At 70.2% G+C, this 24,090-nt stretch carries 23 protein-coding genes and 1 pseudogene; 16 read left to right on the plus strand and 8 right to left on the minus strand.

Annotated elements, in window-relative coordinates:
* The first annotated feature begins 120 nt into the window (after window positions 1-120).
* The 6 genes and pseudogenes from CSR00_RS20245 to CSR00_RS20270 all read left to right on the plus strand — a co-directional run bounded on the left by CSR00_RS20245 (window position 121) and on the right by CSR00_RS20270 (window position 6,636).
* Window positions 121-849 carry a GntR family transcriptional regulator gene (locus tag CSR00_RS20245; protein ID WP_099024241.1) on the plus strand — a complete coding sequence of 243 codons (729 nt, stop codon included), beginning with the start codon at window positions 121-123 and terminating at the stop codon, window positions 847-849.
* 220 nt (window positions 850-1,069) lie between these two features.
* Window positions 1,070-1,195, plus strand: a pseudogene (locus CSR00_RS20250) (LacI family transcriptional regulator); the annotation flags it as partial.
* 391 nt (window positions 1,196-1,586) lie between these two features.
* On the plus strand, window positions 1,587-3,575 hold the full coding sequence (locus tag CSR00_RS20255; RefSeq protein WP_407662488.1) for a 2-oxoacid:acceptor oxidoreductase subunit alpha: 1,989 nt from the start codon (window positions 1,587-1,589) through the stop codon (window positions 3,573-3,575).
* Window positions 3,572-4,663 carry a 2-oxoacid:ferredoxin oxidoreductase subunit beta gene (locus CSR00_RS20260; RefSeq protein ID WP_099024222.1) on the plus strand — a complete coding sequence of 364 codons (1,092 nt, stop codon included), beginning with the start codon at window positions 3,572-3,574 and terminating at the stop codon, window positions 4,661-4,663. The genes CSR00_RS20255 and CSR00_RS20260 overlap by 4 nt, the downstream gene beginning before the upstream one ends.
* A gap of 43 nt (window positions 4,664-4,706) precedes the next feature.
* On the plus strand, window positions 4,707-5,270 hold the full coding sequence (mobA, locus tag CSR00_RS20265) for a molybdenum cofactor guanylyltransferase (RefSeq protein ID WP_099024223.1): 564 nt from the start codon (window positions 4,707-4,709) through the stop codon (window positions 5,268-5,270).
* A gap of 1,030 nt (window positions 5,271-6,300) precedes the next feature.
* Entirely contained in the window at window positions 6,301-6,636 is a 336-nt protein-coding gene (locus CSR00_RS20270; RefSeq protein WP_328514743.1) for a transglycosylase family protein, read from the plus strand.
* Between the two features lie 92 nt (window positions 6,637-6,728).
* Here the strand turns inward: CSR00_RS20270 and CSR00_RS20275 are convergent, their stop codons facing one another.
* Window positions 6,729-7,913 carry an FAD-dependent oxidoreductase gene (locus tag CSR00_RS20275; protein ID WP_099024224.1) on the minus strand — a complete coding sequence of 395 codons (1,185 nt, stop codon included), beginning with the start codon at window positions 7,911-7,913 and terminating at the stop codon, window positions 6,729-6,731.
* A 222-nt stretch (window positions 7,914-8,135) separates the two neighbouring features.
* Here CSR00_RS20275 and CSR00_RS20280 point away from each other — a divergent pair, with 222 nt between their 5' ends.
* The 4 genes from CSR00_RS20280 (at window position 8,136) to CSR00_RS20295 (ending at window position 12,151) form a co-directional block, all read left to right on the plus strand.
* Window positions 8,136-8,729 carry a dimethylamine monooxygenase subunit DmmA family protein gene (locus CSR00_RS20280; protein WP_099024225.1) on the plus strand — a complete coding sequence of 198 codons (594 nt, stop codon included), beginning with the start codon at window positions 8,136-8,138 and terminating at the stop codon, window positions 8,727-8,729.
* A complete protein-coding gene (locus CSR00_RS20285; RefSeq protein ID WP_099024226.1) occupies window positions 8,726-9,661 on the plus strand; it encodes a PDR/VanB family oxidoreductase in 936 nt (311 codons plus the stop codon). The genes CSR00_RS20280 and CSR00_RS20285 overlap by 4 nt, the downstream gene beginning before the upstream one ends.
* Window positions 9,662-9,675: 14 nt before the next feature.
* Window positions 9,676-10,668, plus strand: coding sequence for a heme-dependent oxidative N-demethylase family protein (locus CSR00_RS20290; protein WP_176562164.1), 993 nt, complete (start codon window positions 9,676-9,678; stop codon window positions 10,666-10,668).
* 214 nt (window positions 10,669-10,882) lie between these two features.
* Window positions 10,883-12,151 carry an MFS transporter gene (locus CSR00_RS20295; protein ID WP_099024228.1) on the plus strand — a complete coding sequence of 423 codons (1,269 nt, stop codon included), beginning with the start codon at window positions 10,883-10,885 and terminating at the stop codon, window positions 12,149-12,151.
* 14 nt (window positions 12,152-12,165) lie between these two features.
* Here CSR00_RS20295 and CSR00_RS20300 read toward each other — a convergent pair whose 3' ends face one another.
* From CSR00_RS20300 to CSR00_RS20320, 5 genes are all read right to left on the minus strand, one after another.
* On the minus strand, window positions 12,166-12,711 hold the full coding sequence (locus CSR00_RS20300) for a chromate transporter (RefSeq protein ID WP_099024229.1): 546 nt from the start codon (window positions 12,709-12,711) through the stop codon (window positions 12,166-12,168).
* Complete coding sequence (locus CSR00_RS20305) at window positions 12,708-13,292, minus strand: chromate transporter (protein WP_099024230.1); 585 nt, start codon at window positions 13,290-13,292, stop codon at window positions 12,708-12,710. Before CSR00_RS20305 ends, CSR00_RS20300 begins: the two co-directional genes overlap by 4 nt.
* Window positions 13,285-14,265, minus strand: coding sequence for a phospholipase D-like domain-containing protein (locus CSR00_RS20310; protein WP_245906303.1), 981 nt, complete (start codon window positions 14,263-14,265; stop codon window positions 13,285-13,287). The genes CSR00_RS20305 and CSR00_RS20310 overlap by 8 nt, the downstream gene beginning before the upstream one ends.
* Before the next feature lie 206 nt (window positions 14,266-14,471).
* Entirely contained in the window at window positions 14,472-15,227 is a 756-nt protein-coding gene (locus CSR00_RS20315; protein WP_176562162.1) for a sensor domain-containing protein, read from the minus strand.
* The gene (locus tag CSR00_RS20320; protein WP_245906306.1) at window positions 15,224-15,823 is read right to left on the minus strand and encodes an Rv2240c family protein; all 600 of its coding nucleotides are present in this window, start codon (window positions 15,821-15,823) and stop codon (window positions 15,224-15,226) included. Before CSR00_RS20320 ends, CSR00_RS20315 begins: the two co-directional genes overlap by 4 nt.
* A 239-nt stretch (window positions 15,824-16,062) precedes the next feature.
* Here CSR00_RS20320 and CSR00_RS20325 point away from each other — a divergent pair, with 239 nt between their 5' ends.
* The 3 genes from CSR00_RS20325 to CSR00_RS30255 all read left to right on the plus strand — a co-directional run bounded on the left by CSR00_RS20325 (window position 16,063) and on the right by CSR00_RS30255 (window position 18,245).
* Window positions 16,063-16,707: an MspA family porin gene (locus tag CSR00_RS20325; RefSeq protein WP_245906308.1), complete on the plus strand. Its 645-nt coding sequence runs from the start codon at window positions 16,063-16,065 to the stop codon at window positions 16,705-16,707.
* A gap of 162 nt (window positions 16,708-16,869) precedes the next feature.
* Window positions 16,870-17,556 carry an MspA family porin gene (locus CSR00_RS20330; RefSeq protein WP_407662489.1) on the plus strand — a complete coding sequence of 229 codons (687 nt, stop codon included), beginning with the start codon at window positions 16,870-16,872 and terminating at the stop codon, window positions 17,554-17,556.
* A complete protein-coding gene (locus CSR00_RS30255) occupies window positions 17,553-18,245 on the plus strand; it encodes a hypothetical protein (protein WP_176562163.1) in 693 nt (230 codons plus the stop codon). Before CSR00_RS20330 ends, CSR00_RS30255 begins: the two co-directional genes overlap by 4 nt.
* Before the next feature lie 105 nt (window positions 18,246-18,350).
* On the opposite strand, the gene CSR00_RS20340 is transcribed toward CSR00_RS30255, so the two are convergent.
* Together CSR00_RS20340 and CSR00_RS20345 are read right to left on the minus strand one after the other, a co-directional pair.
* Window positions 18,351-18,569, minus strand: coding sequence for a hypothetical protein (locus tag CSR00_RS20340; RefSeq protein WP_099024235.1), 219 nt, complete (start codon window positions 18,567-18,569; stop codon window positions 18,351-18,353).
* Complete coding sequence (locus tag CSR00_RS20345) at window positions 18,570-19,898, minus strand: ammonium transporter (RefSeq protein WP_099024236.1); 1,329 nt, start codon at window positions 19,896-19,898, stop codon at window positions 18,570-18,572. It abuts the gene before it with no gap.
* Between the two features lie 225 nt (window positions 19,899-20,123).
* On the opposite strand from CSR00_RS20345, the gene CSR00_RS20350 reads away from it, so the two are divergent.
* The 3 genes from CSR00_RS20350 to CSR00_RS20360 form a co-directional block, all read left to right on the plus strand.
* On the plus strand, window positions 20,124-22,142 hold the full coding sequence (locus tag CSR00_RS20350) for a S9 family peptidase (protein ID WP_099024237.1): 2,019 nt from the start codon (window positions 20,124-20,126) through the stop codon (window positions 22,140-22,142).
* Window positions 22,143-22,221: 79 nt separating this feature from the next.
* The gene (locus CSR00_RS20355) at window positions 22,222-23,478 is read left to right on the plus strand and encodes a saccharopine dehydrogenase family protein (protein WP_099024238.1); all 1,257 of its coding nucleotides are present in this window, start codon (window positions 22,222-22,224) and stop codon (window positions 23,476-23,478) included.
* Window positions 23,479-23,613: 135 nt separating this feature from the next.
* A partial coding sequence (locus tag CSR00_RS20360) for a DUF937 domain-containing protein (RefSeq protein ID WP_099024239.1) occupies window positions 23,614-24,090 on the plus strand: 477 nt, incomplete at its 3' end.

The following is a 24,090-nucleotide window of genomic DNA, read 5'->3' on the forward strand; positions in this document are numbered from 1 at the left end:
TCCTGTCACGACTTTGTTCTGACATTCTCACTTGTAGACATAGCACGGTAGGCTGGATCGCACTGCTGTGCGGGGGCTCAGTGGCCGCCCTGACCGAACGGAGCGAGGTTGACCACCACGATGGTGCCCGTCGAGCTCGATCGCTCGAGTCCGGTCCCGCTGTATTTCCAGGCCGCGCAGGCGTTCGAGAAGGCGATGCTGGACGGCCAGCTCAAGCCCGGGGACCGGTTCGAGAACGAACTCGCGCTGGCCGACCGGCTCAATCTGTCCCGGCCGACCACCCGCCGGGCCATCCAGGAACTGGTGGACAAGGGCCTGCTGGTGCGCAAGCGGGGGGTGGGTACGCAGGTGGTTCAGACCCCCGTGCACCGGCCCGTCGAGCTGACCAGCCTGTTCGACGATCTGGCGCGGGCCGGGCAGGAACCGGCGACCCGGGTGCTCGGCTACGAGATCGGGCCGGCGCCCGACGACGTCGCCGAGCAGCTCAATCTGGCGCCCGCCAGCGAGGTGGTGACCATGCGTCGCCTGCGCATCTCGGGTGGGCAGCCGCTGGCGGTGATGGCCAACTACCTGCCCGCCGCGCTCGCGCCCGACCGGGAGGAGCTCGAGCGGGCCGGTCTCTACCAGGCGCTGCGGTCCCGCGGGGTGCACATCCGGTTGGCGCGACAGCGCATCGGTGCCAGGGCCGCCGATCGCGACGAGGCCAGGCTGCTCGACGAGAAGCCCAAGGCGCCGCTGCTGACGATGCAGCGCACCGCCTTCGACGACTCGGGCCGCATCGTCGAGTGCGGTAGCCACGTCTACCGCGCCTCGCGGTACTACTTCGACACCACCCTGATCGACCGCTAGCCCGATATTCCGCCAATTCCCCTGGTGCGCAGGGAATGTGGATTCCCGATCGTGCCGGCGGGGTGTCCGCTCCCACGGACGGTCGCCGGGCTCCGGCCAGCACCCCGATGCGGGGGTGTCATGCCGGCACACCGGAGACCACATCGGAGACCACATCGCGAAGATGGGCCACACTGCTCAGGACATCGGCCAGTGGACCGGACCCGGCCGGTTCGGCGCCGAGGATCTGCGGGCCGACGCCCGGCTGGCGCTGCGCACGATCCTGCAGGAGCGCGGCGCGCTGCCGCCCGAGTCGCCGCGGCCGGTGCCGGTGCAGATCGTGACTCCGCACAACATCCCGGCCTGAGGAGGCAGCGCTGAGCGACTGCTCAGCAGGGGTGATGCGAAGTTACTCGCGCGTAGGCCCCGGCTCTTAGAGTTAACCTGTCCGCAAAAGTGACGAAAACCACAGTTATGTCTCAGGTGGGCCTGCAGCACGGCGCTGATCTGCACATTTCTGCTCGAAGTGGCGGCGTGTCGACGGACCTCGCAGTTCAGGTCCCCCTAAGAGAAGTGCAATAATCGGTACTCCGAGTGACATCAACTCTGAGCGGGCGTCATCTGCGGCGCGTCCGGCGGGACCGCCGCCGATTTCGGTGCGCGGCGGGGTACCCGGAATTGACAGCATTTCGGTGGTCGCGGGGCGTGGTCGTCAGGCAGCGCCAGGGACCACCCGAGAATCGAGGAAAGGCGGGGACGTGAGTCCGAACGACGGCGCGACTCCGGGCGGCCCCAGCGACCCCAGCGGACCCGGACTCAATGGCGCACAGACCGGGGCCCCTCGGCAGAAGCTCGAGAAGGTCGTCATCCGTTTCGCCGGTGACTCCGGTGACGGCATGCAGCTCACCGGTGACCGCTTCACCTCCGAGGCGGCGCTCTTCGGCAACGACCTGGCCACCCAGCCGAACTACCCGGCCGAGATCCGCGCACCCCAGGGCACCCTGCCCGGGGTGTCGTCGTTCCAGATCCAGATCGCCGACTACGACATCCTCACCGCCGGTGACCGTCCCGACGTGCTGGTGGCGATGAACCCGGCCGCGCTCAAGGCCAACATCGGCGACCTGCCGCGCGGCGGGCTGGTGATCGCCAACTCCGACGAGTTCACCAAACGCAACCTGGCCAAGGTCGGCTACCAGGCCAACCCGCTGGAGACCGAGGAACTGTCCGACTTCGTCGTGCAGGCCGTCCCCATGACCACGCTGACCCTCGGCGCCGTCGAGGAGATCGGCGCATCGAAGAAGGACGGCCAGCGCGCCAAGAACATGTTCGCGCTCGGCCTGCTGTCGTGGATGTACGGCCGGCCGATCGAGACCAGCGAGACCTTCATCCGGGAGAAGTTCGCGCGCAAGCCCGACGTGGCCGAGGCCAACGTCCTGGCGCTGGTGGCCGGCTGGAACTACGGCGAGACCACCGAGGCGTTCGGCACCACCTACGAGGTCGCGCCGGCCAAGCTGCCGCCGGGTGAGTACCGCCAGATCTCGGGCAACACCGCGCTGGCCTACGGCATCGTGGCCGCCGGGCAGCTGGCCGACCTGCAGGTGGTGCTGGGCAGCTACCCGATCACCCCGGCGTCGGACATCCTGCACGAGCTGTCCAAGCACAAGAACTTCAACGTGCTGACCTTCCAGGCCGAGGACGAGATCGCCGGCATCGGTACCGCCATCGGCGCGGCCTACGGCGGTGCGCTGGGTGTGACCACCACCTCCGGGCCCGGCATCTCGCTGAAGTCCGAGGCCATCGGCCTGGCGGTGATGACCGAGCTGCCGCTGGTGGTCATCGACGTCCAGCGCGGCGGCCCGTCGACCGGTCTGCCGACCAAGACCGAACAGGCCGACCTGCTGCAGGCGATGTTCGGCCGCAACGGCGAGTCGCCGGTGGCCGTGCTGGCCCCGCGCTCGCCCTCGGACTGCTTCGACATCGCGGTGGAGGCGGTGCGCATCGCCGTCACCTACCACACCCCGGTGCTGCTGCTCTCCGACGGCGCCATCGCCAACGGCAGCGAGCCCTGGCGCGTCCCCGACATCGAGGGATACGCGCCGATCGCGCACACCTTCGCGAACGCCGGTGAGCCCTTCCAGCCGTACGCGCGCGACCCCGAGACCCTGGCCCGCCAGTTCGCGGTGCCCGGCACCCCCGGGCTCGAGCACCGCATCGGCGGACTGGAGTCGGCCAACGGCTCCGGCAACATCTCCTACGAGCCGGCCAACCACGACCTGATGGTGCGGCTGCGACAGGAGAAGGTGGCCGGCATCAAGGTGCCCGATCTGGAGGTCGACGACCCCACGGGCGACGCCGAGCTGCTGCTGCTGGGGTGGGGCAGCTCGTACGGCCCCATCGGGGAGGCGTGCCGGCGGGCCCGGCGCCGGGGCGTCAAGGTCGCGCACGCACAGCTGCGCCACCTCAACCCCTTCCCGGCCAACCTCGGGGAGGTGCTGCGGCGCTACCGCATGGTGGTGGCCCCGGAAATGAACCTCGGCCAGCTGGCATTGTTGCTGCGGGGCCGATACCTGGTCGACGTGCAGTCGGTGACCAAGGTGCAGGGGATGGCGTTCCTGGCCGACGAGGTCGAGGACATCATCGCCTCCGCGCTGGACGGCACGCTGGCCGACAAGGAACGTGACAAAGCCAAGTTCGCACGGCTGGCCGCGGCCACCGTCGAGTACAGCGGCGTAGGAGCTGACGCATGACCGACCTGATGAACAGCATCACCGGCGTCGACCTCGGGTTGACACCGGGTCTGTCCAAGACCAGCGGAGTGCCCACCACCGACCAACCGCAGAAGGGCAAGGACTTCACCAGCGACCAGGAGGTCCGTTGGTGCCCCGGGTGCGGTGACTACGTCATCCTCAACACCATCCGGAACTTCCTGCCCGAGTTGGGCCTGCGGCGCGAGAACATGGTGTTCGTCAGTGGTATCGGCTGCTCCAGCCGGTTCCCCTACTACCTGGAGACCTACGGGTTCCACTCCATCCACGGCCGCGCGCCGACCATCGCCACCGGCCTGTCGCTGGCCCGCGAGGACCTGTCGGTCTGGGTGGTCACCGGCGACGGCGACGCGTTGTCGATCGGTGGCAACCATCTGATCCACGCGCTGCGCCGCAACATCAACCTGACCATCCTGCTGTTCAACAACCGCATCTACGGCCTGACCAAGGGGCAGTACTCCCCGACGTCGGAGGTCGGCAAGGTGACCAAGTCGACGCCGATGGGCTCGCTGGACTACCCGTTCAATCCGGTGTCGCTGGCGTTGGGTGCCGAGGCCACCTTCGTCGGCCGTGCGCTGGACTCCGACCGGGCCGGTCTGACCGAGGTGCTGCGGGCCGCCGCCGCCCACCGCGGTGCCGCCGTCGTCGAGATCATGCAGGACTGCCCGATCTTCAACGACGGCTCCTTCGATCTGCTGCGCAAGGAGGGCTCGGAGGAACGGGTCATCCGCGTCCACCAGGGCGAGCCGATCACGTTCGGGGCCAACGGCGAATACTGCGTGGTGCGCAACGGCTTCGGGCTGGAGGTCGCCAAGACCGCCGACGTCTCGGCCGAGGAGATCGTGGTGCACGACGCCGCCCTGGCCGATCCGGCCTACTCCTTCGCGTTGTCGCGGCTCAGTGACCAGAACCTGGACCACACCGTGATGGGGGTCTTCCGTCAGGTCAGCCGTCCGACATACAACGACGCGGCCCGTTCCCAGGTCGCGTCGGCCATGGAGACGATCCCGCACGACACCCACGCTCTGCAGTCGCTGCTGCGCGGACGCGACACGTGGACGGTCGAGTAGCGCCTCGCTAGGAGCTGGCCGCGGGCCGGCGTACTCTACGGCCATGTCCTCCTCGTTGGCCGGTGTGGTGCTCGCGGGCGGGGCCTCCCGCCGGATGGGCCGGGACAAGGCCACCGCCGTCTACGCGGGCCCGGCCGGGTCCAGGACGATGGTGGAACACGTCGTGGCGGCGGTCACCCAGCGGTGTGACCCCGTGTTCGTCATCGCCGCCCCCGGTCAGACGTTGCCGCAGCTGCCGGCCACCGTGCTGCGCGACGAGGTGCGTGGGGTCGGGCCGCTGCTGGCCGCCGGACGCGGGCTGCGCGCCGCCGCCGAGGCGGGATGCGAGCGGGCCTTCGTCTGCGCGGTGGACATGCCGCTGATGACCGCGGAACTGATCGACGAGCTGGCCGCCCACGACGGCGCCGAGATCGTCGTGCCCTGGGACGGCCGCGATCACTTCCTGGCCGGGATCTACCGCACCGAGCTGTGGGAGCGCGTCGACGAGCTGGTGGCCGCGGGCCGGCGCAGCATGCGTGCGCTGACCGACGAGGTCCAGACCCAACGGGTGGTGATGGCGCCCTCGGCCGCGCTGACCAACGTCAACACCGCCGAACAGCTCGTCTGAAATAATCCCCAGCAAATTCGCTACAGGGCAATTCGAATAGTTTTCGCGGCCGGAACCGACTTTCGGCACGGTTGTGCTGCGCCTGGCGGGCACGAAAGATGTTGTGCACCAGCTATTTCAGGATTGCGGCGGTGTGTGCAGCCGGTGCCGCGACTCGCAACGGTGCTGTGGCAAAGCCGTATTGGCGTTTGCTGACCGTCGAGCGCCCGACTGGCAACCGGGCGCCGGTGCGGCCCGGGCGGGATCCGCCATTGGAGCCCGAAAGATGTACCACGGCAAGAGTATTGGTGTATCGCTCGTGGATGTCGAGGTGCGCCGGAGCGGGGACGGTGCGGGTGTGCGGCGCACCGGGGCGTTCGGGCCGTGGTGATGGCACCGTAATACCGCGTGATGGTACAGGTGTTTCTCCTTGGGACATTCTGGGAATCGCTGAATATCGACCGTGGCGAATACCCGGACCCGCCGCGAGAGGGTGGCACCACAGGCGTATTCAGGCGCCACACCGTTCACAGCCGCGACACCGCCCGTGCGGTGCCCAGATGAATGGCCTTAGTGCACAGCCCGATTCGCGGTACCCGTTTTTCCGTGTCCCACCTCACAAAATAGTGGTGATTTGGCTCACGAATATCGCGTCGGCGACACCCGCAACCCCGATCCCTACGTCCGGCGATGACCTGCATGAATGGTGGATTCGCGCGGTCGTGATCGCTCCGTTATCAAACCGATATACGCCGTCACCGAGATGTGACTAATGGCCCAAGGGTTTGTACGTTTTCAATCGATCCCCGAGCGGGAGCAAACAAGTTCAGACCGCGAACCCTGCGTGCGAGGGGAACGGTCGACAGGGGCCCGCGGGCACCTCGACCGGCCGCCGGACCCATGCTCCGGCGGGGCAGACGCTGCCTTCCCCGGCGTGCCCGACCGAGACGGCACGCTCCGGCCTGTGCCTTGGCCCAAGACAAGGCAGTCACCCACATCCACCCGTGTGGGTGAGTCGTGGCCGGCGCGTGCGTGGCGAAAGGAAGACATCTTGAAGAACCTCCGGAAGAAGCTCACCATGGCCGCGATCGGTGGCGCGTTCGTCGCGGCGCCGATGGCCGCGTCCCTGTCGGTCTCGGCGGCCACCGCCAACGCCGACGGCGTGAACTGGGACGCGGTCGCTGCCTGCGAGTCCGGCGGTAACTGGTCGATCAACACCGGCAACGGCTACTACGGCGGCCTGCAGTTCACCATGGGCACCTGGCGCGCCAACGGCGGCAGCGGGTCCCCGCACAACGCCAGCCGGGCCGAGCAGATCCGCGTGGCGGAGAACGTCCTGCGCACCCAGGGCATCGGCGCCTGGCCGGTGTGCGGCCGGCGCGGCTGACCCCGGCCGAGGCCGACCACAACTCCACACACGGTGCCGGGCCCGGTGGGCCCGGCACCGTGTGTTTCTGTGGTTTTCCGGCTCAGATCGTCCTACTGCGCGGACGGGTGGTCACCCGGTAGGCGGAACGCCGACCCGGCCGCGATGGATGCCAGATGACCGGTCACGGCGGCCTCGGGGATCAACGCCGTGGCCCGGCTCCCCAGGCCGCCGAGCCAGGCGGGCCGCAGATTCATCGCGCGCCCGATCAGGCGGGACTCGCGCACCAGGGCGTCGACCCGCGGTCGTCGGTGCTCGGCGAAGCGGGCGAAGGCCGCGGCCGGGTCCGCCTGTCTGCGCAGGCACCACGCCAGCACCGCGGCATCCTCGATGGCCTGGCAGCCGCCCTGGCCCAGGTGGGGGCGCATGGGATGGGCCGCGTCGCCGACGACGACCACCGGCCCGCGGGCCCACTGCCGCGCCGGGGCGCGGTCGTAGAGATCGTTGCGCAGTACCTCCGGCGCCGGCGTGGCCGCCAGAAGGGCCGGGATCGGATCGGCCCAGCCGGCGAGTTTGGTGCGCAGATAGGCCAGCTCACCGCCCGGGGCGCGGGCGCCCTCGGCGACGCGCTCGGTGGCGAACCAGTACGTGCGGTCCGCACCCAGCGGGACGTGTCCGACCTCGCAGCCCGGTCCCAGCGTCTCCCCGGCCAGGTCGGGGTCCAGCGGGAACCGCGCGACCCCCCGCCAGGCGGTGTAGCCGGCATAGCGGTCGGGCAGGGCGCCGTTGAGGTGGCGTGCGACGACCGATCTGGTGCCGTCGGCCCCGATCACCGCGGACACGGTGCGGTCTCGGCCGCTGCGGTCCGCGTCGAACCAAACGCGCACGCCGTCGGCGGTCAGCTGCAGCCCCGCCACCGCGGTGCGGTAGCGCACGGTGCCCGGGGACAGCGCGCCGGCCAGGATGTCGCGCAGCCTGGACCGCTGCACCACCACGAGGGGCTCGCCGAGGGCGCCGACGATCCGGTGCGGGGCCGGCCGCCGCAGCCAGGAGCCGTCGCGCCAGCGCACCGCCCCGGCGGTGACGCGACCGCCGGCGTCCCGGACCGCATCGCCCAGGCCGATCTCGTCCAGGGCGGCCAGCGCGTTGGGCCAGATGCTGATGCCCGCCCCGGAGGAGGCCTCGGCGCGCTCCTCGACCACCGTGACCGGGAGGCCGTCGCGCTGCAGGGCCGCGGCGGTGGCCAGCCCGGCGATGCCCGCGCCCACCACGAGGATCCTGCCGGTGCCGTCGGTCATCGGGCGTGCTTCATCGGTGGGACCCCATCGGTCGAACTTACGTCAGGGTCGGCTGAACCTCACCGGGGCACCGGGATTCGCGGCACCGCGTGGGGCGGCGCGTGGGGCGGCGCGTGTCAAGTGGTCGAGACGCCGACTTCACATCCACGAAACGCACGTGTGATTTCCTGACAGGCAACATTGTTAACCACTAGTGGTGAGTTTGGAGCGAGGAACCATCGCATGAGACCCGATCTGGAGCTGACCAGCGTGCCGGGATGGGCCGTCACCCCCACCGGCCCTGATGCCGACCTGACCGGGCGCTCCTGGACGGTGATCGGGTTCGGAACCGACGCCGAGGCCGTCCTGGAGGGCTGGCGGGCGCAGGTGGCCGAGGCCCACCCCGGCGCCGAGCTGCGGGTGCACACGTTCCCCGAGGGATTTAAGCCGGGATCCGAGCCGGAATCCGAGCCGGGCTCGGGCTCCGTCCAGGCGGCGGTGGCCGCGATGCAGGCCGATCTGGCCGACGCCCGCGTCGGTTGGCGGCTGATGGTCGCCGGGCCGGCCCACCTGTGTCTGCGGCTACGCGCGGCGGCGGTGCGGGCCGGCGTGGCCGACGACGAACTGACGGTGGCCAGTACCTCGGTGGACCGCCGAGAGGTGCAGTGCGTGCACTGCGGCGCGGTCACCGGCGCCGACGTCGCCCTCGAAGACGTCCTGCCCTGCGGTGGGTGCGGCCGAAACCTGCTGGTGTACTACCACGTGTCCCGCCGGCTCGGGACCCATCTGGGCTTCCAGGTCGACGCCGAGGCCCTGCCCGAGGCGCTGGCGTCGTGACCGAGACGACCCTGATCGTGCGCCGCATCGACGACACCGTGGCGGGCATCCGGACGGTGGCCCTGGCCCGAAGCGACGGCGCCCCGCTGCCGTCGTACACCCCGGGCAGCCACCTCGTCATCGACTGCGGCGGCGTGGCCAACGCCTACTCCCTGACCGGCGAGTGCATCTCGCCGGACGAGTACGTCGTGTCCGTGCTGGAGTGCCCGGAGGGATCCGGGGGCTCGCGCTGGATACACCACGAGCTGGCAGTCGGGGACAGCGTCGTCACCCGGCCGCCTCGCAGCGCGTTCGCGCCGGTGCTGGCCGCGCGCTATCACCTGTTGATCGCCGCGGGCATCGGTGTCACGCCGATGGTGTCGCATCTGCGCAGTGCCCGGCGGTGGGGCCGGGACACCACGGTGCTCTACCTGCACCGGGAAGGCCGCGGCGCCTACGTCGACGAGGTCAAGGAACTGGCCGGCAGCGCCCGGATCTACACCAGCCGGGCGGACTTCTGCGCCGAGCTCTCCGATGTGCTGGCCGATCAGCCCTTCGGCACCCACCTCTACATCTGCGGGCCTACCGGGTTCATGGACGTCGTGACCGACCGTGCCGCCGAGCTGGGCTGGCCGGCCAGCAGGGTGCACCTGGAGCGGTTCGGCATCGACGCGCTCGACCCGGGCGAGCCCTTCGAGGTGCAGTTGCGTGAGTCCGGCGACACCTTCGTCGTCGAGTCCGACGTCTCGCTGCTGGAGGCCCTGTTGGCCCGGGGGCGCGACGTGTCCAACCTGTGCCGCCAGGGCGTGTGCGGTGAATGCAAGGTGCCGGTGGGCGCCGGCGAGATCCTGCACCGAGACCTCTATCTGACCGATGACGAGAAGACGGCCGGCGACGCGATGATGGCCTGCGTGTCGCGCGCGGCCGCAGACCGATTGGAGCTGAACCTGTGACGAGCACGCCCGAGCTGATCTCGGCCCCGGACCTGGTGCGCACCTTCCCCTTCCCCTTCCCCTTTCCCGCCGACACCTACCGCTACAGCACCAACGTCGAGCCCGCCGGCGGCGCGGTACCCACACCGGCCGGCGAGTGGGGGACCAGGGTGGTCGACGTCGACAGCGAGTACGAGCACGAGATGGCCGAACGGGAGCGGATCCTGGCCGCCGACCCGAGCCGCTACGCCGTCCTGCCGCATATGCGTGCGGCGTGCTGGGACACGATGGTCTTCCTGATGGGCGAGCTGGCCCGGGCCTACCCGGACCGGATGTCACTGACCCGGGACGGCCAGAACTGGCGTTGGCGCAACGAAATCCTGGACATCACACAGGATTTCGTCATCGGCGACGACTCCAGCCTGCCGGCCGAGCCGCTGGCCTACATCGCCGGCCAGGTGCAGGAGGACATCGTGCTGCTCGACCAGCGCGACGGTGACCTGTTCGGCGACGCCGGCGTTGTGACCTTCGCCGCCGACTGGTCGTTCGGATTCGACGTGGGGATGACGTTCCTGGAGATCCACGGCCCGGTGCCCCGGCTGCGCCAGACCGGTGTCATCACCCGGGCCCGCGAGTTCCTGATGCGGTTGCAGCCCAACGAGGTCTACCGCCGCACCAACTGGACCCTGACGATCGGCCGGCGCCTGGACGTGTCCACCGAGCTCTACCCGGAGTGGGGTCCGGACCGGCCGTTCATCCTGACCGTCGACGACGAGACGTTCGGGCGCCTGGTGCATCTGCGGGTGGAGGTGCAGCACCTGATCCGGCTGCCCGAGTCGGGGTCGATCTGCTTCCTGATCCGGACCTACATGCTGCCGTTGCTGGATGTGGCCGCCTTCGAACCGTGGCGTGAACGCACCGAGGCGGTGCTGGCCGACCTGCCCGAGGACATGGCCGACTACAAGGGCATCATCTCCTACCGGGACCGGGCCGTGTCCTGGCTTCGGGAGCGCGCGCCCCGGCCCTGATCGCCTTCGGACAACCCCGGTCGAGTCGCCCGGCGGTGCCGCGCCGCGTGCGCGTCGCCCGCGGCGATGCGCAGGGGGCCGCCGGGGAACGCGGCGTGACGGTTCGCCGAACGGGGCGTGCCGGCCCCGTTGTGAACGGGCGCCGCTCCGATGGCGGCCCTAGTATTCCGGCAGACGACTCGGGATCCGATGTCGCTCCGGAAGGACCGCGGAGATGCGCCTGGTGACGTCGGGTCCGCCCTCCGCGCGGTTGGGCGGGTTGCTCAGCGGCGTCGTCGCGACGCAGATCGTGGACAGCGCCATGCATCTGGCGCAGCCGCTGCTGGTCGCCCATCTCTCCGGTTCGCTGGGGCTGGCCGCCTTCTTCGCCGCCTTCGGCACCGCGGTGCACATGGCGGGCACCTACCTGGCGGGCTGGCCCATCGAACGGTTCGGTGCCCGGCGGGTCCTGGTGGCGGCGACGTTTTTTCGCGGTGCGGTGCTGGCGGGGATTCCGATCGCGATGGCCCTGGGGTTCATCGACCTGGCCTGGGCGATGGGCTGTTACACCGCCGAGGCGCTGGCCCGGGGGTATGTCGATGCCGCGGTGCACACGGTGCCGCTGGAGATGGCCGGCCACCGGGCAGAACTGCTCGACCGGATCAACTCCCGCTACGAGTTGGCCTTCGAGGTCGGGGGTGTGACCGGCCCGCTGATGCTCGGCGGACTGATGATCTGGTCGGACGGGATCGTCCCCCACATCGTCATCCCGATCGGGTTCGTGGTCTCGGCGGCATGCTATCTGGGGGTGCCGGAGCGTTCGGCCGGGCTCACCCACCGGACGGTCGAGGCCGCCGGCGGGGTCCGGTCACCCTCCCGGGGTGGATCCTGGACGGGGCTGAAATACATCCTCGCGCATCGGTATCTGTTGATCGTGGTCCTCGGGTTGATGTCCTTTCACCTCTACGAGTTGCGCAAGCTGCTCAGCGCGTTCTTCGCCAAGGGGCTGCTCGACGACGCGGCCTCGGTCGGGCAGGTCGGGTCTGCGTTCGCGCTCGGCGGTGCCGCGGGTGCGCTGCTCTACGCCGTGACCCGGCACCGCGGTGCCGGAGCCAGATGGGTGGTCTTCGGGGCGGTGGGGACGCTTCTGCTCGCCGTGGGATGGACGCCGGTCAACCTGCCGGCGATGGCGGCCTCGGCCTTCGTCTTCGGCGCCGCCAACGTGTGCGCGCGCCTGGTCCTGACCCGGTGGCGTCAGGAGCTGACCCCCCTGGAACTCGCCGGCGGGGTGACGGCCGCGTCCGAGTTCGGCAGGGCCGCCGTCTCGGTGGCGATCAAGAGTCTGGTCGGGGTGGCGTTCTCGCTCGGGATCGGCGCCTACGCGGCCTTCGCGATCGTGGGCGCCGCGTTGGGGTTGTTCGGTCTCGGCCAGTTGGTGCTGTCGAGGTGGCTCGTGCGGACCGCGACGGCCGGCAGGGGAGAACGGGCGGGGGCCGGGTCCTAGGTGTGCCGGCGTGCTCAGACGACGCCGAGGTAACCCAGCACCGCGGCGAAGGCAACCACCACCAGCGGATTGACCTTGGTGAGCACGAAGATCGCCGTGCAGACCGCGGTCAACAGGTAGGCCCGCCAATCGTGATCGGCGGCGCGGCTCATGACCAGCGAGGTCGCCATGATCAGCCCCACGGTCAGCGGCGGCAGGCCGTGCTCCACGGCGACGCGCCAGCGCGAGTTCTCGGCACGTTGCCAGAATCGCGTGACGACGAACACCAGCACGGCGGCCGGAAAGATCATCGCCGCGGTCGCCACCACGCCCCCGACAATCGCGCCGGGCACTCCGCCGGCCTCCAGCCCGGCGCCGTACCCGACCAGCGTGACGATCAGGATGCTCGGGCCGGGCGCGGCCTGCGAGATCGAGAACACGTCGGCGAACTGGCGGCTGGTCAGCCAGTGATGATCCGTCACCGCGCGCAGGTGCATCTCGGGCAGCACCACGTTGCCGCCGCCGATCGACATCAGCGACAACCCGCCGAACAGCAGGATCAGCTGCAGATAGGTGCTCATGTCGTGGACTGCCCGGACTCTCCGCCGTCACCTGTCCGGCCCCGGGGCCACGCCCACACCACGCCGACCGGGGCGATGAGGGCCAGCACGACGACCAGCGGCCAGCGCAACAGGCCGCTGAGGACGAATGCGGCGGCGAACATCGCCACCGGGATGATCCCCGTCAGACAGACGCGGCCGGTCTTGATGACCATGGCGACGGTCAGCGCCACCGCGGCGGCCGAGGCGCCGTGCAGCGCGCCGTTGACGGCGGGCACCTCCTTGAACCGGAAGTAGAAGTAGCCCACCACCAGCATCAGCGTCACCGGGACGGTGACCAGCCCGAGGATGGCCGCGATCGCGCCGCTGCCGCCCCTGAGTTTGGTGCCGGCGAAGACGGCGAGGTTGATCTGGTTGGAGCCCGGCAGTATTCGGCACATCGTCATCGCCGACAGGAACTCCTCCTCGCCGATCCACCCCTTCTTGGCGACCAGGACCTCCCGTGACCACGCCGACAGTCCCCCGCCGAACGAGGCGACCGCGATGTGGTTGAACGCCAGCGCCAGCTGCAGGTGCGAGACCCGGGGTTGCGGTTCACTCATGGACCAGATCCGGGTCGTCGGGGAACTCGTCTTCGGGTTGCGGGTTGGGGTCCAGAGGATCCGGCGCGTAGTAGCGCTTCGAGGACTTCCAGTCGTCGGTGAACACACCGGAAAGCCGCTCGACGATCGCGGGGTCCTCGAGCACCACACCGAGTTCGCGGCGCAGGTCGAATGCGCTGCGGTCGATGTTCATCGAACCCACCAGTGCCCGTTGGCGATCGACGATGACGAGTTTGGCGTGGGCCCGGAAGTTACGCTGTTTGCGCACCTTGACGCCGAACTTGCGCAGCGTCCGCAACGACGCGAAGGTGTCCAGTTTGTCGCTCTCGCTGATTCCGTGCTGGCCTCCGCACAGCACGCGGACCTTCGCCCCGCGCGCCACCGCGGCCACGATCCGGTCGAGGATGACGGCGTCGACGTACTTGGGATGCTGAACCTCGAGTCGGTGCGTGGCGGTGTCCATGAACTGGGCCATGACGTTGCGCGAGTTGGAGTTACTCCACAACAGCCCGGTGTCCTCGGTGGGCGCCCAGTCGTGGTGGCCCCAGTCGGCCTCGAACCCCTCGATGATCTGTGCCACCTGGGCCGGATCCGTGGTGACGACGCCGAAATCGCGGGTGCGGGTGAAGTACTTGGTGCACAGATTGAACGTGGCGATCAGCGCGGCGCGCGAGTCGGCCACGATCGACTTCTCGTGCGTGACATAGAACGCGGGGTTCGACCATGCCACGTCGACGCCGGCCTCGGCGAGGCTGGCAAACGTGTCGTCGTTGGCGCGCTCGCCGCCGGACTTCACCGGATTGAGCATCACGCGCACCTCGACTCCGGCGCGTCGCCGCTCGATCGCCGCGTCGATGAGATCGTCGTCGGTGAACGTGAACTGCTTGATGCGCAACATCTCGCGTGCGGATCCGATGAAGTCGAGCACGGGCTCCAGCCCGTCGTCCGGCTCCACGATCAGCTGAGGCGTCATCGGCGCGAGCATAGGCGGACCGTAGCAGCCGCGGGTTATCAACGCCGGAAACTCCGCGGTCGACACATCCCGCGGCGGGCCCGCACATCCGTGTCCCACGGGCGATCCCGCGGATCCGGACCCGGCTGACGGGGTCCGGCCCGGGCGAGCATCCAACTGTTCACCTTCTGCTCGGGCGGGGGTTGCCTTGGTTGCCGGGGCTCGCGCTAGCCTCCGGACACGGCAACGGCGACATTGGATTCGATGGCCGTCGCGATGTCGGCGGCCTCGGTCACGGGGGTGTCCTGCGGCCTGCACGCCTGCACGTCGACGACGACGTTGGAGGCGACGGCCAACACGTGCTGGCAGGACCGGATGTCCTCACCGGCGCCGCGGGTGCTGGGGATCGTCAACCGGCGGTCGGTCTCGTCGAGGTCTCCACTGTGCCAACTGGGCAGGGGCCGGTCGTTCAGCGTGATGTTCACCCGGTGATCGGTACATTCCGACCAGCGATCGGCGGACTGCAGGAAGAAATCCCGTGCGGTTTCCGCGTTCTCGTAGCGCACCACCGCCTGCACCGCGAGACTGTCCCACCGGTCGCTGTTCGGGACGCGCAGCGTCTGTCGGCGCATGTCCTGCCAGTTCCCGGGGCCGGGCGGCCCGTAGATCGCCGATTCCGCCACCTGCCAGATCCCCAGGCAGTTCAGGTTGGGCAGCAGGTTGCGGTTGTCGCTCATGGCGGTGACGGGGTCCAGCGGTGTCATGGCTGTGCCCATCACCTCGTCGATATCGGCGCGGCTCAGCAGCAGTCCCGCGGAGGCCGTCGGGTGCTGTAGCACCCCCGCGGTCCCCGCCGGGGTGGACGACGGCGCCGGTGTGCCGTCGCACGCCGACAGTGCCGCGGCGAGCAGCAGGCAGACACCCGCGATCGCACCGGCGGGAGCGCCCGGGCCGGGCCGGCGTCGCCGTGGGCTCGGCGTCACGCGTGGGTGCCGACCGCGGCGCAGGCCTGCTGTACCGCGTAGGCCTCGTTGTTCATCTCGCCCGCCGTGGTGTCCAGCGTCTCGCCGGTGCCCCGAAGCCCCATCTTGATCAGAAGCTTGGTCGCCTTCAACGACCACGAGCGCATCGGTGCCGCGATCTGCGGTGCCAGGCCCGCGATGTTGGAGGCCGACAATGCATCCGCCGCGCCCTGGCGAAGCGCGGTCCGGCTCAGCGTGCTGCTGTTTCGGACCACCTCCGTGTCCCCGGGCTGCCGGTAGGTCTCGAGCGCCTCGGCGAAGTTCTCGTAGTAGAGCGCGGTGCCGTCCAGGATGAGTGCGAACCGGCCGCAGGCCGACACCGCTGCGGGGTCGGCGCCCTCGGCGGTGGGGGCCATGACCTGAACCGGGTTCACGGCGGGCGTTCCGGCGGCCGACGGGTCCTCGGGATCGGCGGACGCCGCGGCGGCCAGGCTCAGGCTCACAGTCAGGCTCAGGGGCAGGCTCACGGGCATGGCCAGGGCCAGGGTTATGCCGGAGCCGGCCGCCACCGTTGCCGACGCGACCGCTCGCATCCACATCGCGGACGCACGCGCCATCCGAATCCTCCTCGGTCGATGCGATTCTGGCGGAAAACGGCCGGGTCCGCGACCTCTGTCGTCGCCGGAACGACCACCATCACGGCCGCGCTGTGTTGTTTGCTCGGCGTTCACCGTCCGGCAACCAAGCGACTGGATACTTCGACGCGGTAACTTTCCTGATGTTAGCTGAGTGCGAGCATCGCGCTGGTCCGTTGCGAGAGGCCGGTATGCCGAACCGATGTGCTGCGCTGCTTGTCATGCTGGTCGTGCTTCCCGCCGCGGCGGTGCCGGTCGCGTCGGCGGACCCGGCCCCGCCGGCGCCCGCACAGCCCGGTGCGCCGGTTCCGGCGCCGGGGGGATCGGTGCCGTCGGGGCCTCCCGCGGTGCTCGTCACGCCCGACGGCTGGACGTTGACGGTCACCGGAAGCGGTGAGTCGCATGTTCCGGTGGCGCCCCTGACGACGGCCATCACCTCGCGCGAGTATCTGGTCAGCGGAACCTATTCGGCCGAGATCACCGGTGCGGGAACCACCTCGCTGACGGGCGGCACGCTGGAGGCGGGGCAGCAGATCGGCTGCGGGATCATCAACGAGGAGTACGAGATGAACCCCAACGCCTCACTGACCCCGTCGATCAACGTGCCGTTGGTCGGGGCGCCGATCCTGGGGATGGGCGCGTCCCTGGAGGGCAAGGTCTACCTGTCGCCGGGTGTCACCAACACCATGTCGATCGAGAAGAAGTCGTTCAAGGGCCGCTCCTCCCGGATATCGGTCAACGGTGTGCGCGTCCGCGTCGACCAGTGCGCCGGGCAGTCGTTCATCCGCTCCTACGCGACGCTGGTCAGCTCGACGGACAACACCGACGACGTGATCAGTTATCTCGGTGTCACCACCGCCGTCTGACCGATGGCCGACCGAGAGACCGTCGCCCGGATGCCGTCGGAAAGCACGGCGCGCGTGGCAACTTCGAACTCCTTCGACGAGAGGCGCCGATCCGCTATGTTGAGTCGTTTCGTGGCAGCTGCCATGTCGGCAGTGCCGGCCGTGGTCAGTGGGGCCACGGTGGTGATGGTGTCGGTGGTGATGGTGTCGGTGGTGATGGTGTCGGTGGTGACGGCGGCGCCGGCCGCCGCCGACCCGGCCCCACCCGGCCCGGCGCTGCCGCCGGTGCCGGGCGAGATCGTGCCCCCGCCACCGGACAACGGGCTGGTGCCCTCCGCCGAGCCGGCGTCGGCGATCACGCCCGACGGATGGACCCTGACCGTTGCGGCCACCGACGAGAGCCAGTTGCCGATCGCCGCGCTGACCACGGCGACGTCCTCCCGGGAATACCTGGTGGGGGGCACCTTCGCCGGTGTCGTCTCCGGCGAGGGCGCCACCGAGTTGAGCGGGGGGACACTTGATGTCGGCTATCAGATCGGCTGCGGGGCCGAGTTGAAGCAGATGCGGTTGATCGGCCAGGCGGGCGTGGGTTCCGCGGGCTCGACGCTGGGGGCCCCGATCCCGTCGGGTCTGTCCGCCCCGTTGACGGGCAAGATCGAGATCCACCCCCGTCCCGGAACCGTGACGCAGGTGTCGGTGGACACGAAGTCGTTCAAGCAGGCGCCGGTGCGGGTGACCCTCAAGGACATCCACATCAAGGTGGACGGCTGCCTGGGGCAGTCGTTCATCCGCTCCTACGCGACGCTGACGAGTTCGACCGCCGATACCAGCGACATCGTGGCCTACTACGGCGTCACCAAGGCCGTGTGAGCCCGGACGTGGAGCACACGCGGTGGGACTCACCGGCCCGGCGTGCCCGAGGCTTCACCGGCGCCGCCCGGGCGGGGATCGTCTGGGCCCTGCTGGCGGGGTCGGTGATCGCGTGCGCGGCACCGGCTGTGGCAGATCCCGCCGCACCCGTGGACCCGGTGGCCCCGGTGGCCCCGGTGGCCCCGGGGGGCCCGCCGGCGCCCCCGGTGCGAACCGGAGGGCCCTCGATACCGCTCATCGGGGCGCCGCCGGGTCCCGGGGGACTGGGTCTGCTCGGTCCGTCGGTCAGCGGGCTGGACCCCGGCACGATCCTCGGCCAGCACGAGGTTCCGTCCCCGCCCGGCGCCGGGCCCGGGACACCGCCGAACCTGTCGATCTTCAACAACGCCTACGGGCTTCCGCAGTACCTCGAGCCGTCCGCGCCCGGGCAGGGCACCCAGTTCGGCGTGGCCCCGGGCCAGGAGAACGCCAACGTCAGCCCGCGGGAGTGGTTCGGCCAGTGGATCGAGATGTACCGCGACGGCCGGCTCCGGGGTGGTCTGCTCGGCCAGCTGCCCGAGGCGGACCTGGGGCGGCCCCTGCCCGGGACCGCGCCGTTGCCCGGCACCAACCTCCCGCCGGGCCTGGTGGAGTATCTGCCGGATCCCGCCGCGGGCCCGCCGGCCCCCGCGCCACCGCCCGCCGGCTGACCGGCTGTGCCGCGGGTTGTTTGACCCGCACACGGCGGATGGGCCCCGCTCAACGCTGAGCGGGGCCCACCCGATTCCGTGCCGCGTCGTGCGGCCCGGTACTGCCTAGTAGGCGGTCGGTTCGCCCTCGGCGGCCGGTCCGCGTTCGACCGGCTGGTGTTCGATGATCTGCCGGTAGGCGTGGTTCTCGTGCTGGATCATCCGGACGAAGAACGCGATGAACAACACGATGGCCAGGATCGTGAAGATCCACACGCCCGCGGAGTAGCCGCCGAACGTGAACACCACCCCGGGCTCGTCGTAGCTGTCGATGGGACTGAACATTTAGACCTCCTCTGCGACGACGACGACGGTGCCGTTGGTGCGCATCGCGGTGACGGGGATGCCCTCCGGGTACGGCGTGGCCGGAATCTCGGTGAGGTCCAGGCCCTGCTCCTCCACCTCGGCCGGGATACGCAGCAGGCCAACCTTCTTCAGGAACAGCGACACCAGGTAGGCGGGGAAGAACCCGAGCGCGGCGAACACCAGCGCACCGACGAGCTGGCCCCAGAAGGAGATCGACGGATTGCCGTCGGTGTTGGGGTAACCGGCCAGGAAGATGCCGGCCATCACCACCGAGTACAGACCCATCCCGCCGTGCACGGTGACAGCGCCGACGACGTCGTCGATCTTGAACCGGTCCAGCAGCTTGCCGATGTAGGGGATCAGCCCACCGCCGACCAGTGCGATGACGAAGGTCAACGCCGGGTGGTAGAGGTCCAGCCCGGAGGCCACCGAGATGACCCCGGCCAGACCGCCGGAGATGGTCCAGAACGGTTCCCCGCGTGACATCACGTAGGCGCCGATCACGCCGCCGACCAGACCCATCAGCGTGTTGAACGCGAACGCCGACAGGGTCGTCGGGCTGCCGTAGATCGTCGAGTAGCCGTCGGGCCCGTAGATCACGCAGCCCATCAGGAACCCGAAGAACCCGGCGAAGATCAGGAACAGGCCCAGCAGGGTCAACGGCAGGTTGTGCGGGCGGATCGTCACCGCGGTGCCGTCGGGCAGGAAGCGCCCGATCCGTGGCCCGAGGTTGATCAGGATGCCCAGCGCGGCGAAGCCGGCGATCATGTGCACGCAGCCGGCCGCGCCGACGTCGTGGAAGCCGAGCTTGGTGAGCATCCAGCCCGCGCCGTGCCATCCCCAGGCCGCGCCGATGATCCAGACGACCGAGCCGACGAACACCGTCAGGATCAGGAAGCCGCTGGTGCGGATCCGTTCCAGCACCGCGCCGGACATGATCGACCCGGTGGTGGCGGCGAACAGGGCGAAGGCGCCCCAGAAGATGCCACTGGCCTGGTCAGCGGTGTTGGGCCCCATGTTGTCGCTCCACGGCAGCGCCGCCGTGGCGAGTTCGTCGATCCTGATCCAGCCGCTGGGCATGGCGTTGTACAGGAACCAACCGACGAAATAGAACGACGCGACGATCGTGGCGAATGCCAGCAGGTTCTTCATCGCGGTTGCCAACACGTTCTTCGACCGTGACGCGCCGATCTCATAAGCCAGGAAGCCGGCGTGGATGAGCATCATCAACGCGATCGACATCCAGTAGAAGAACTCGTTGTTGACCGCAGTCATGGACGATAAGGCGTCCTCGACTTCAGGTGTCACACGGACCTCCGACCAGGTGATTTGTGGAAGGGATGTTTCTTGTCAGTGTCCTGAGGGCACTGACGGTTTACGAAACTTGACGCTAGCTGTGGCTGTGTGTCCCACCGGTCACTGCGCGTTAATTCCCCGTGAAGTCCTCGCGCGGAGCCCATCGGCAGCGCCACCGTGCCCGCCACCGTGCCCGCCGCCGGCCCGCCCCGTGCCCCCGTCTGTTAGGACTGGCCAATGGCCGCAACCCCATTCGACGATCTCGACGACTACCTGGCGCTGCCGCGCGTAGCGGGCCTGGCGGTCTCACCCGACGGCACCCGGGTGGTGACCACCATCACCGAACTCAACGACAGGGCCACCGAGTACCTGACCGCGATCTGGGAGCTCGACCCCACCGGCGTCGCCCCGGCCCGCAGGCTGACCCGCGGCACCAAGGGCGAGTCGGCGCCGGCCTTCACCGCCGACGGCGACCTGTTGTTCGTCGCGGTGCGGCCCACGCCCGACGACGACGCGCCGCCGGCCGCCCTGTGGCGGCTGCCGCGCGGGGGCGGGGAGGCCGAACGAGTGCTGGAACTGCCCGGCGGGATCCACACGGTGCGCACCGCGCGTTCCGCGGACCGGGCCGTGGTCAGCGCGCCGATGCTGCCCTCGGCCCGCGGCGTCGAGGAGGACCGCCGGTTGCGGGGGCTGCGCAAAGACCATGCGGTGACGGCGATCCTGCACACCGGCTACCCGGTGCGCCACTGGGACCACGACCTGGGCCCCGACGAACCGCACCTGGTCGACGTGCGGGGTCCCGACGGGCCCCGCGACCTCACGCCCGCCCCCGCGGAGGCCCTGCGCGACAGCGGCTTCGACATCAGCCCCGACGGGAGCTTCCTGGTCGCGCAGTGGCGGCGCCCGGGCCCGGGGGCGTCGCTGCACAGCGTGCTCGCGCGCATCGAGATCCCCCGCGACGTCCCCGGGGGCGCACCGGAGGACGGTCCGCCGGCCACGATGACGGTGATCGCCGAGGACCCGCACGCCGAGCTGGAGAAGCCGGCGATCTCACCCGACGGTTCCCAGCTGGCGTTCGTGCGGGAAAGCGTGTCGACCCCGACCCGCGCGCCACGGGTCCAGCTGTGCCGGATGCCTCTCGACGGCGCGCCCGAGCTGGTGGCACCCGACTGGGACCGCTGGCCGGCCTCGGTGGCCTGGGCGCCCGACGGGCAGTCGCTGATCGTCACCGCCGACGACGGCGGCCGGTGTCCGGTCTTCCGGGTGCTGCCCGACGGGCAGGTCCGGCAGCTGACCACCGACGACTTCGCCTACACCGATGTGGTGCCCGCCCCCGACGGCACGATCTTCGCGCTGCGCAGCAGCTACGCCGCGCCCCCGCACCCGGTGCGCATCGACACCGACGGCCGCGTCACCCCGCTGCCGTGTGTGGACCTGCCCGCCCTGCCGGGCACGCTGAGCGAGACGTCCACCGACGGCGGGGACGGCCGCCGCGTCCGGTCCTGGCTGGTGCTGCCCCGCCGGACCGATCCGCCCGCGCCGCTGCTGGTGTGGTTCCACGGCGGGCCGTTGAGCAGCTGGAACTGCTGGTCGTGGCGGTGGAATCCGTGGCTGCTGGCCGCGGCGGGCTACGCCGTGCTGCTGCCGGACCCCGCGCTGTCGACCGGGTACGGCCAGCAGTTCATCCAGGCGGGCTGGGGAGCGTGGGGCGGCCCGCCGTTCACCGACCTGATGGCGGCCACCGATGCCGCGTGCGCCGACCCGCGCATCGACGCGCAGCGCACCGCGGCCATGGGCGGGTCGTTCGGCGGATACCTGGCCAACTGGGCGGCCGGGCACACCGACCGGTTCCGCGCCCTGGTCACCCACGCCAGCCTGTGGGCGCTGGACCAGTTCGGCGCCACCACCGACGCGTCGTACTACTGGCTGCGTGAGATGACCCCCGAGATGGCCGAGGCCAACTCCCCGCACCGCTTCGTCGCGCAGATCACCACGCCGATGCTGGTGATCCACGGCGACAAGGACTACCGGGTGCCGATCGGGGAGGCGCTGCGGCTGTGGTTCGACCTGCTGACCGCCTCGGGGCTGCCGGCCGCACCCGACGGCACCTCCGAGCACCGCTTCCTGTACTTCCCGTCGGAGAACCACTGGGTGCTGACCCCGCAGCACGCCAAGATCTGGTACCGGGTGGTGGGGGCGTTCCTGGCCGAGCACGTGCTCGGCGAGCACGTCGAGCTGCCCGAGGAACTCGGCTGAGACCACCGGTCGGGTAGCGGCCCGCGGCCGGGCCCTGCGGGTGGGCCCTGCGGGGTGGGCGCGCAGGTAGGTTGGGGCCATGGTCGCAACGGAGCGTGAATTCGACATCGTCCTCTACGGCGCCACCGGTTTCGTCGGCAAGCTCACCGCGCAGTACCTCGCCGGGGCGGCCGCCGACCGCCGCATCGCGCTGGCCGGCCGTTCGCCCGAACGGGTTGGACAGGTCCGGTCCGAGCTGGGGGCGGTCGCCCGGGACTGGCCGATCATCACCGCCGACGCGGGCTCCCCGTCCACACTGAACGACCTCGCCGCGCGGACCCGGGTGGTGATCACCACCGTCGGGCCCTACAGCAAGTACGGCCTGCCACTGGTGGCGGCCTGCGCCGCGGCGGGCACCGACTACGCCGACCTGACCGGGGAACCCAACTTCATCCGCGACAGCATCGACCTGCATCACAAGCAGGCCGTCGACACCGGGGCCCGCATCGTGCACGCCTGCGGATTCGACTCCATCCCCTCGGACCTGACCGTCTTCGAGCTCTACCGGCGGGCCGCCGCCGACGGCGCCGGTGAACTGCTGGACACCAACCTGGTCGTCCGCAGCTTCGCCGGCGGGGTGTCCGGCGGCACCGTCGCCTCGATGCTGGAGCTGATGCGCGAATCGTCGCTCGACCCCGACATGCGGGCCCAGCTCAACGACCCCTACACACTGTCCCCCGACAGCGGCGCCGAACCCCAGCTCGGCAGGCAACCCGACGTGCGCTGGCACCGTGGCTCCGAGATCGCCCCCGAACTGCGGGGATACTGGACCGGCGCCTTCGCGATGGCCCTGCCCAACAGCCGAATCGTGCGGCGCTCCAACGCCCTGCTGGATTTCGCCTACGGGCGCAGGTTCGCCTACGGCGAGCAGATGAGCCTGGGCAAATCGCCCCTGGCGCCGCTGGCCGCCGCCGCCATCACCGGCGCCAACGCCTTCGCCCTGGGGCCGGCCACCCGGCTGTTCCACCTGGCGCCGCGCGGCCTCGTCGACCGCATCGCGCCCAAGCCCGGTACCGGCCCCGACGAACACCGCCGCGAGACCGGGCACTACACCGTCGAGACCTACACCACCACGGCGTCGGGTCAGCGCTACCGGGCCACCATGTCCCAACAGGCCGACCCCGGATACAAGGCCACCGCGCTGATGCTCGGGGAGAGCGGTCTGGCCCTGGCCACGGATCGCGACGAGCTCTCGGACCTGCGCGGTGTGCTCACCCCGGTCGCGGCGATGGGCGACGTCCTGTCGAACCGGCTGCGGGCGGCCGGCGTGCGCCTGGAGACCGAACGGCTGCAGTGACCGGCCGGCCGTGCCGGACGTTGTGGCGAACACGGCCCCGGACTCCGGCGCGACGGACTACCGTCGAGGTCGAGGGGAACCCCCCCTCCACCAGGCAAGATCCAGCACCGAAGTTCCAGCAATGAAGGTGGAAACATGGCCGGACTCGACGACCTTCTCGCACAGATCCCCGTCGCGGACATCGCCCGCAGGCTCGGCGCCGACGAGGGGGAGGTGAACTGCGCGGTCGAGCATCTGGTGCCCTCGCTGCTGGCCGGTCTGCAGAACAACGCCCGGGGCGACGCCGCGGAAGCCGGCAGGATCGAGACGGCGGCGTGCCGGCACGCCGCCAGCGGCCTGCTCGACGGTGGCGTGGCCGTCGACGACGTCGACGAGAGCGACGGCGACCGGATCGTCGCCAACATCTTCGGCGGCAACACCAGCACGTCGGTGGCCTCGGCGCTGTCGGGCACCGGCGCCGGCAGCAGCGAGCTCATCAGGAAGCTGCTGCCGATCCTGGCTCCGATCGTGCTGGCCTATATCGGCAAGCAGTTCTCCCCGAACCCGGCCGCCGGCACCCCGCAGGCCGCCGGGGGCGGGGGGCTGGGTGACCTGCTCGGCAGCATCCTGGGC

Source organism: Mycolicibacterium palauense (assembly GCF_002592005.1).
Classification (GTDB): Bacteria; Actinomycetota; Actinomycetes; order Mycobacteriales; family Mycobacteriaceae; genus Mycobacterium; species Mycobacterium palauense.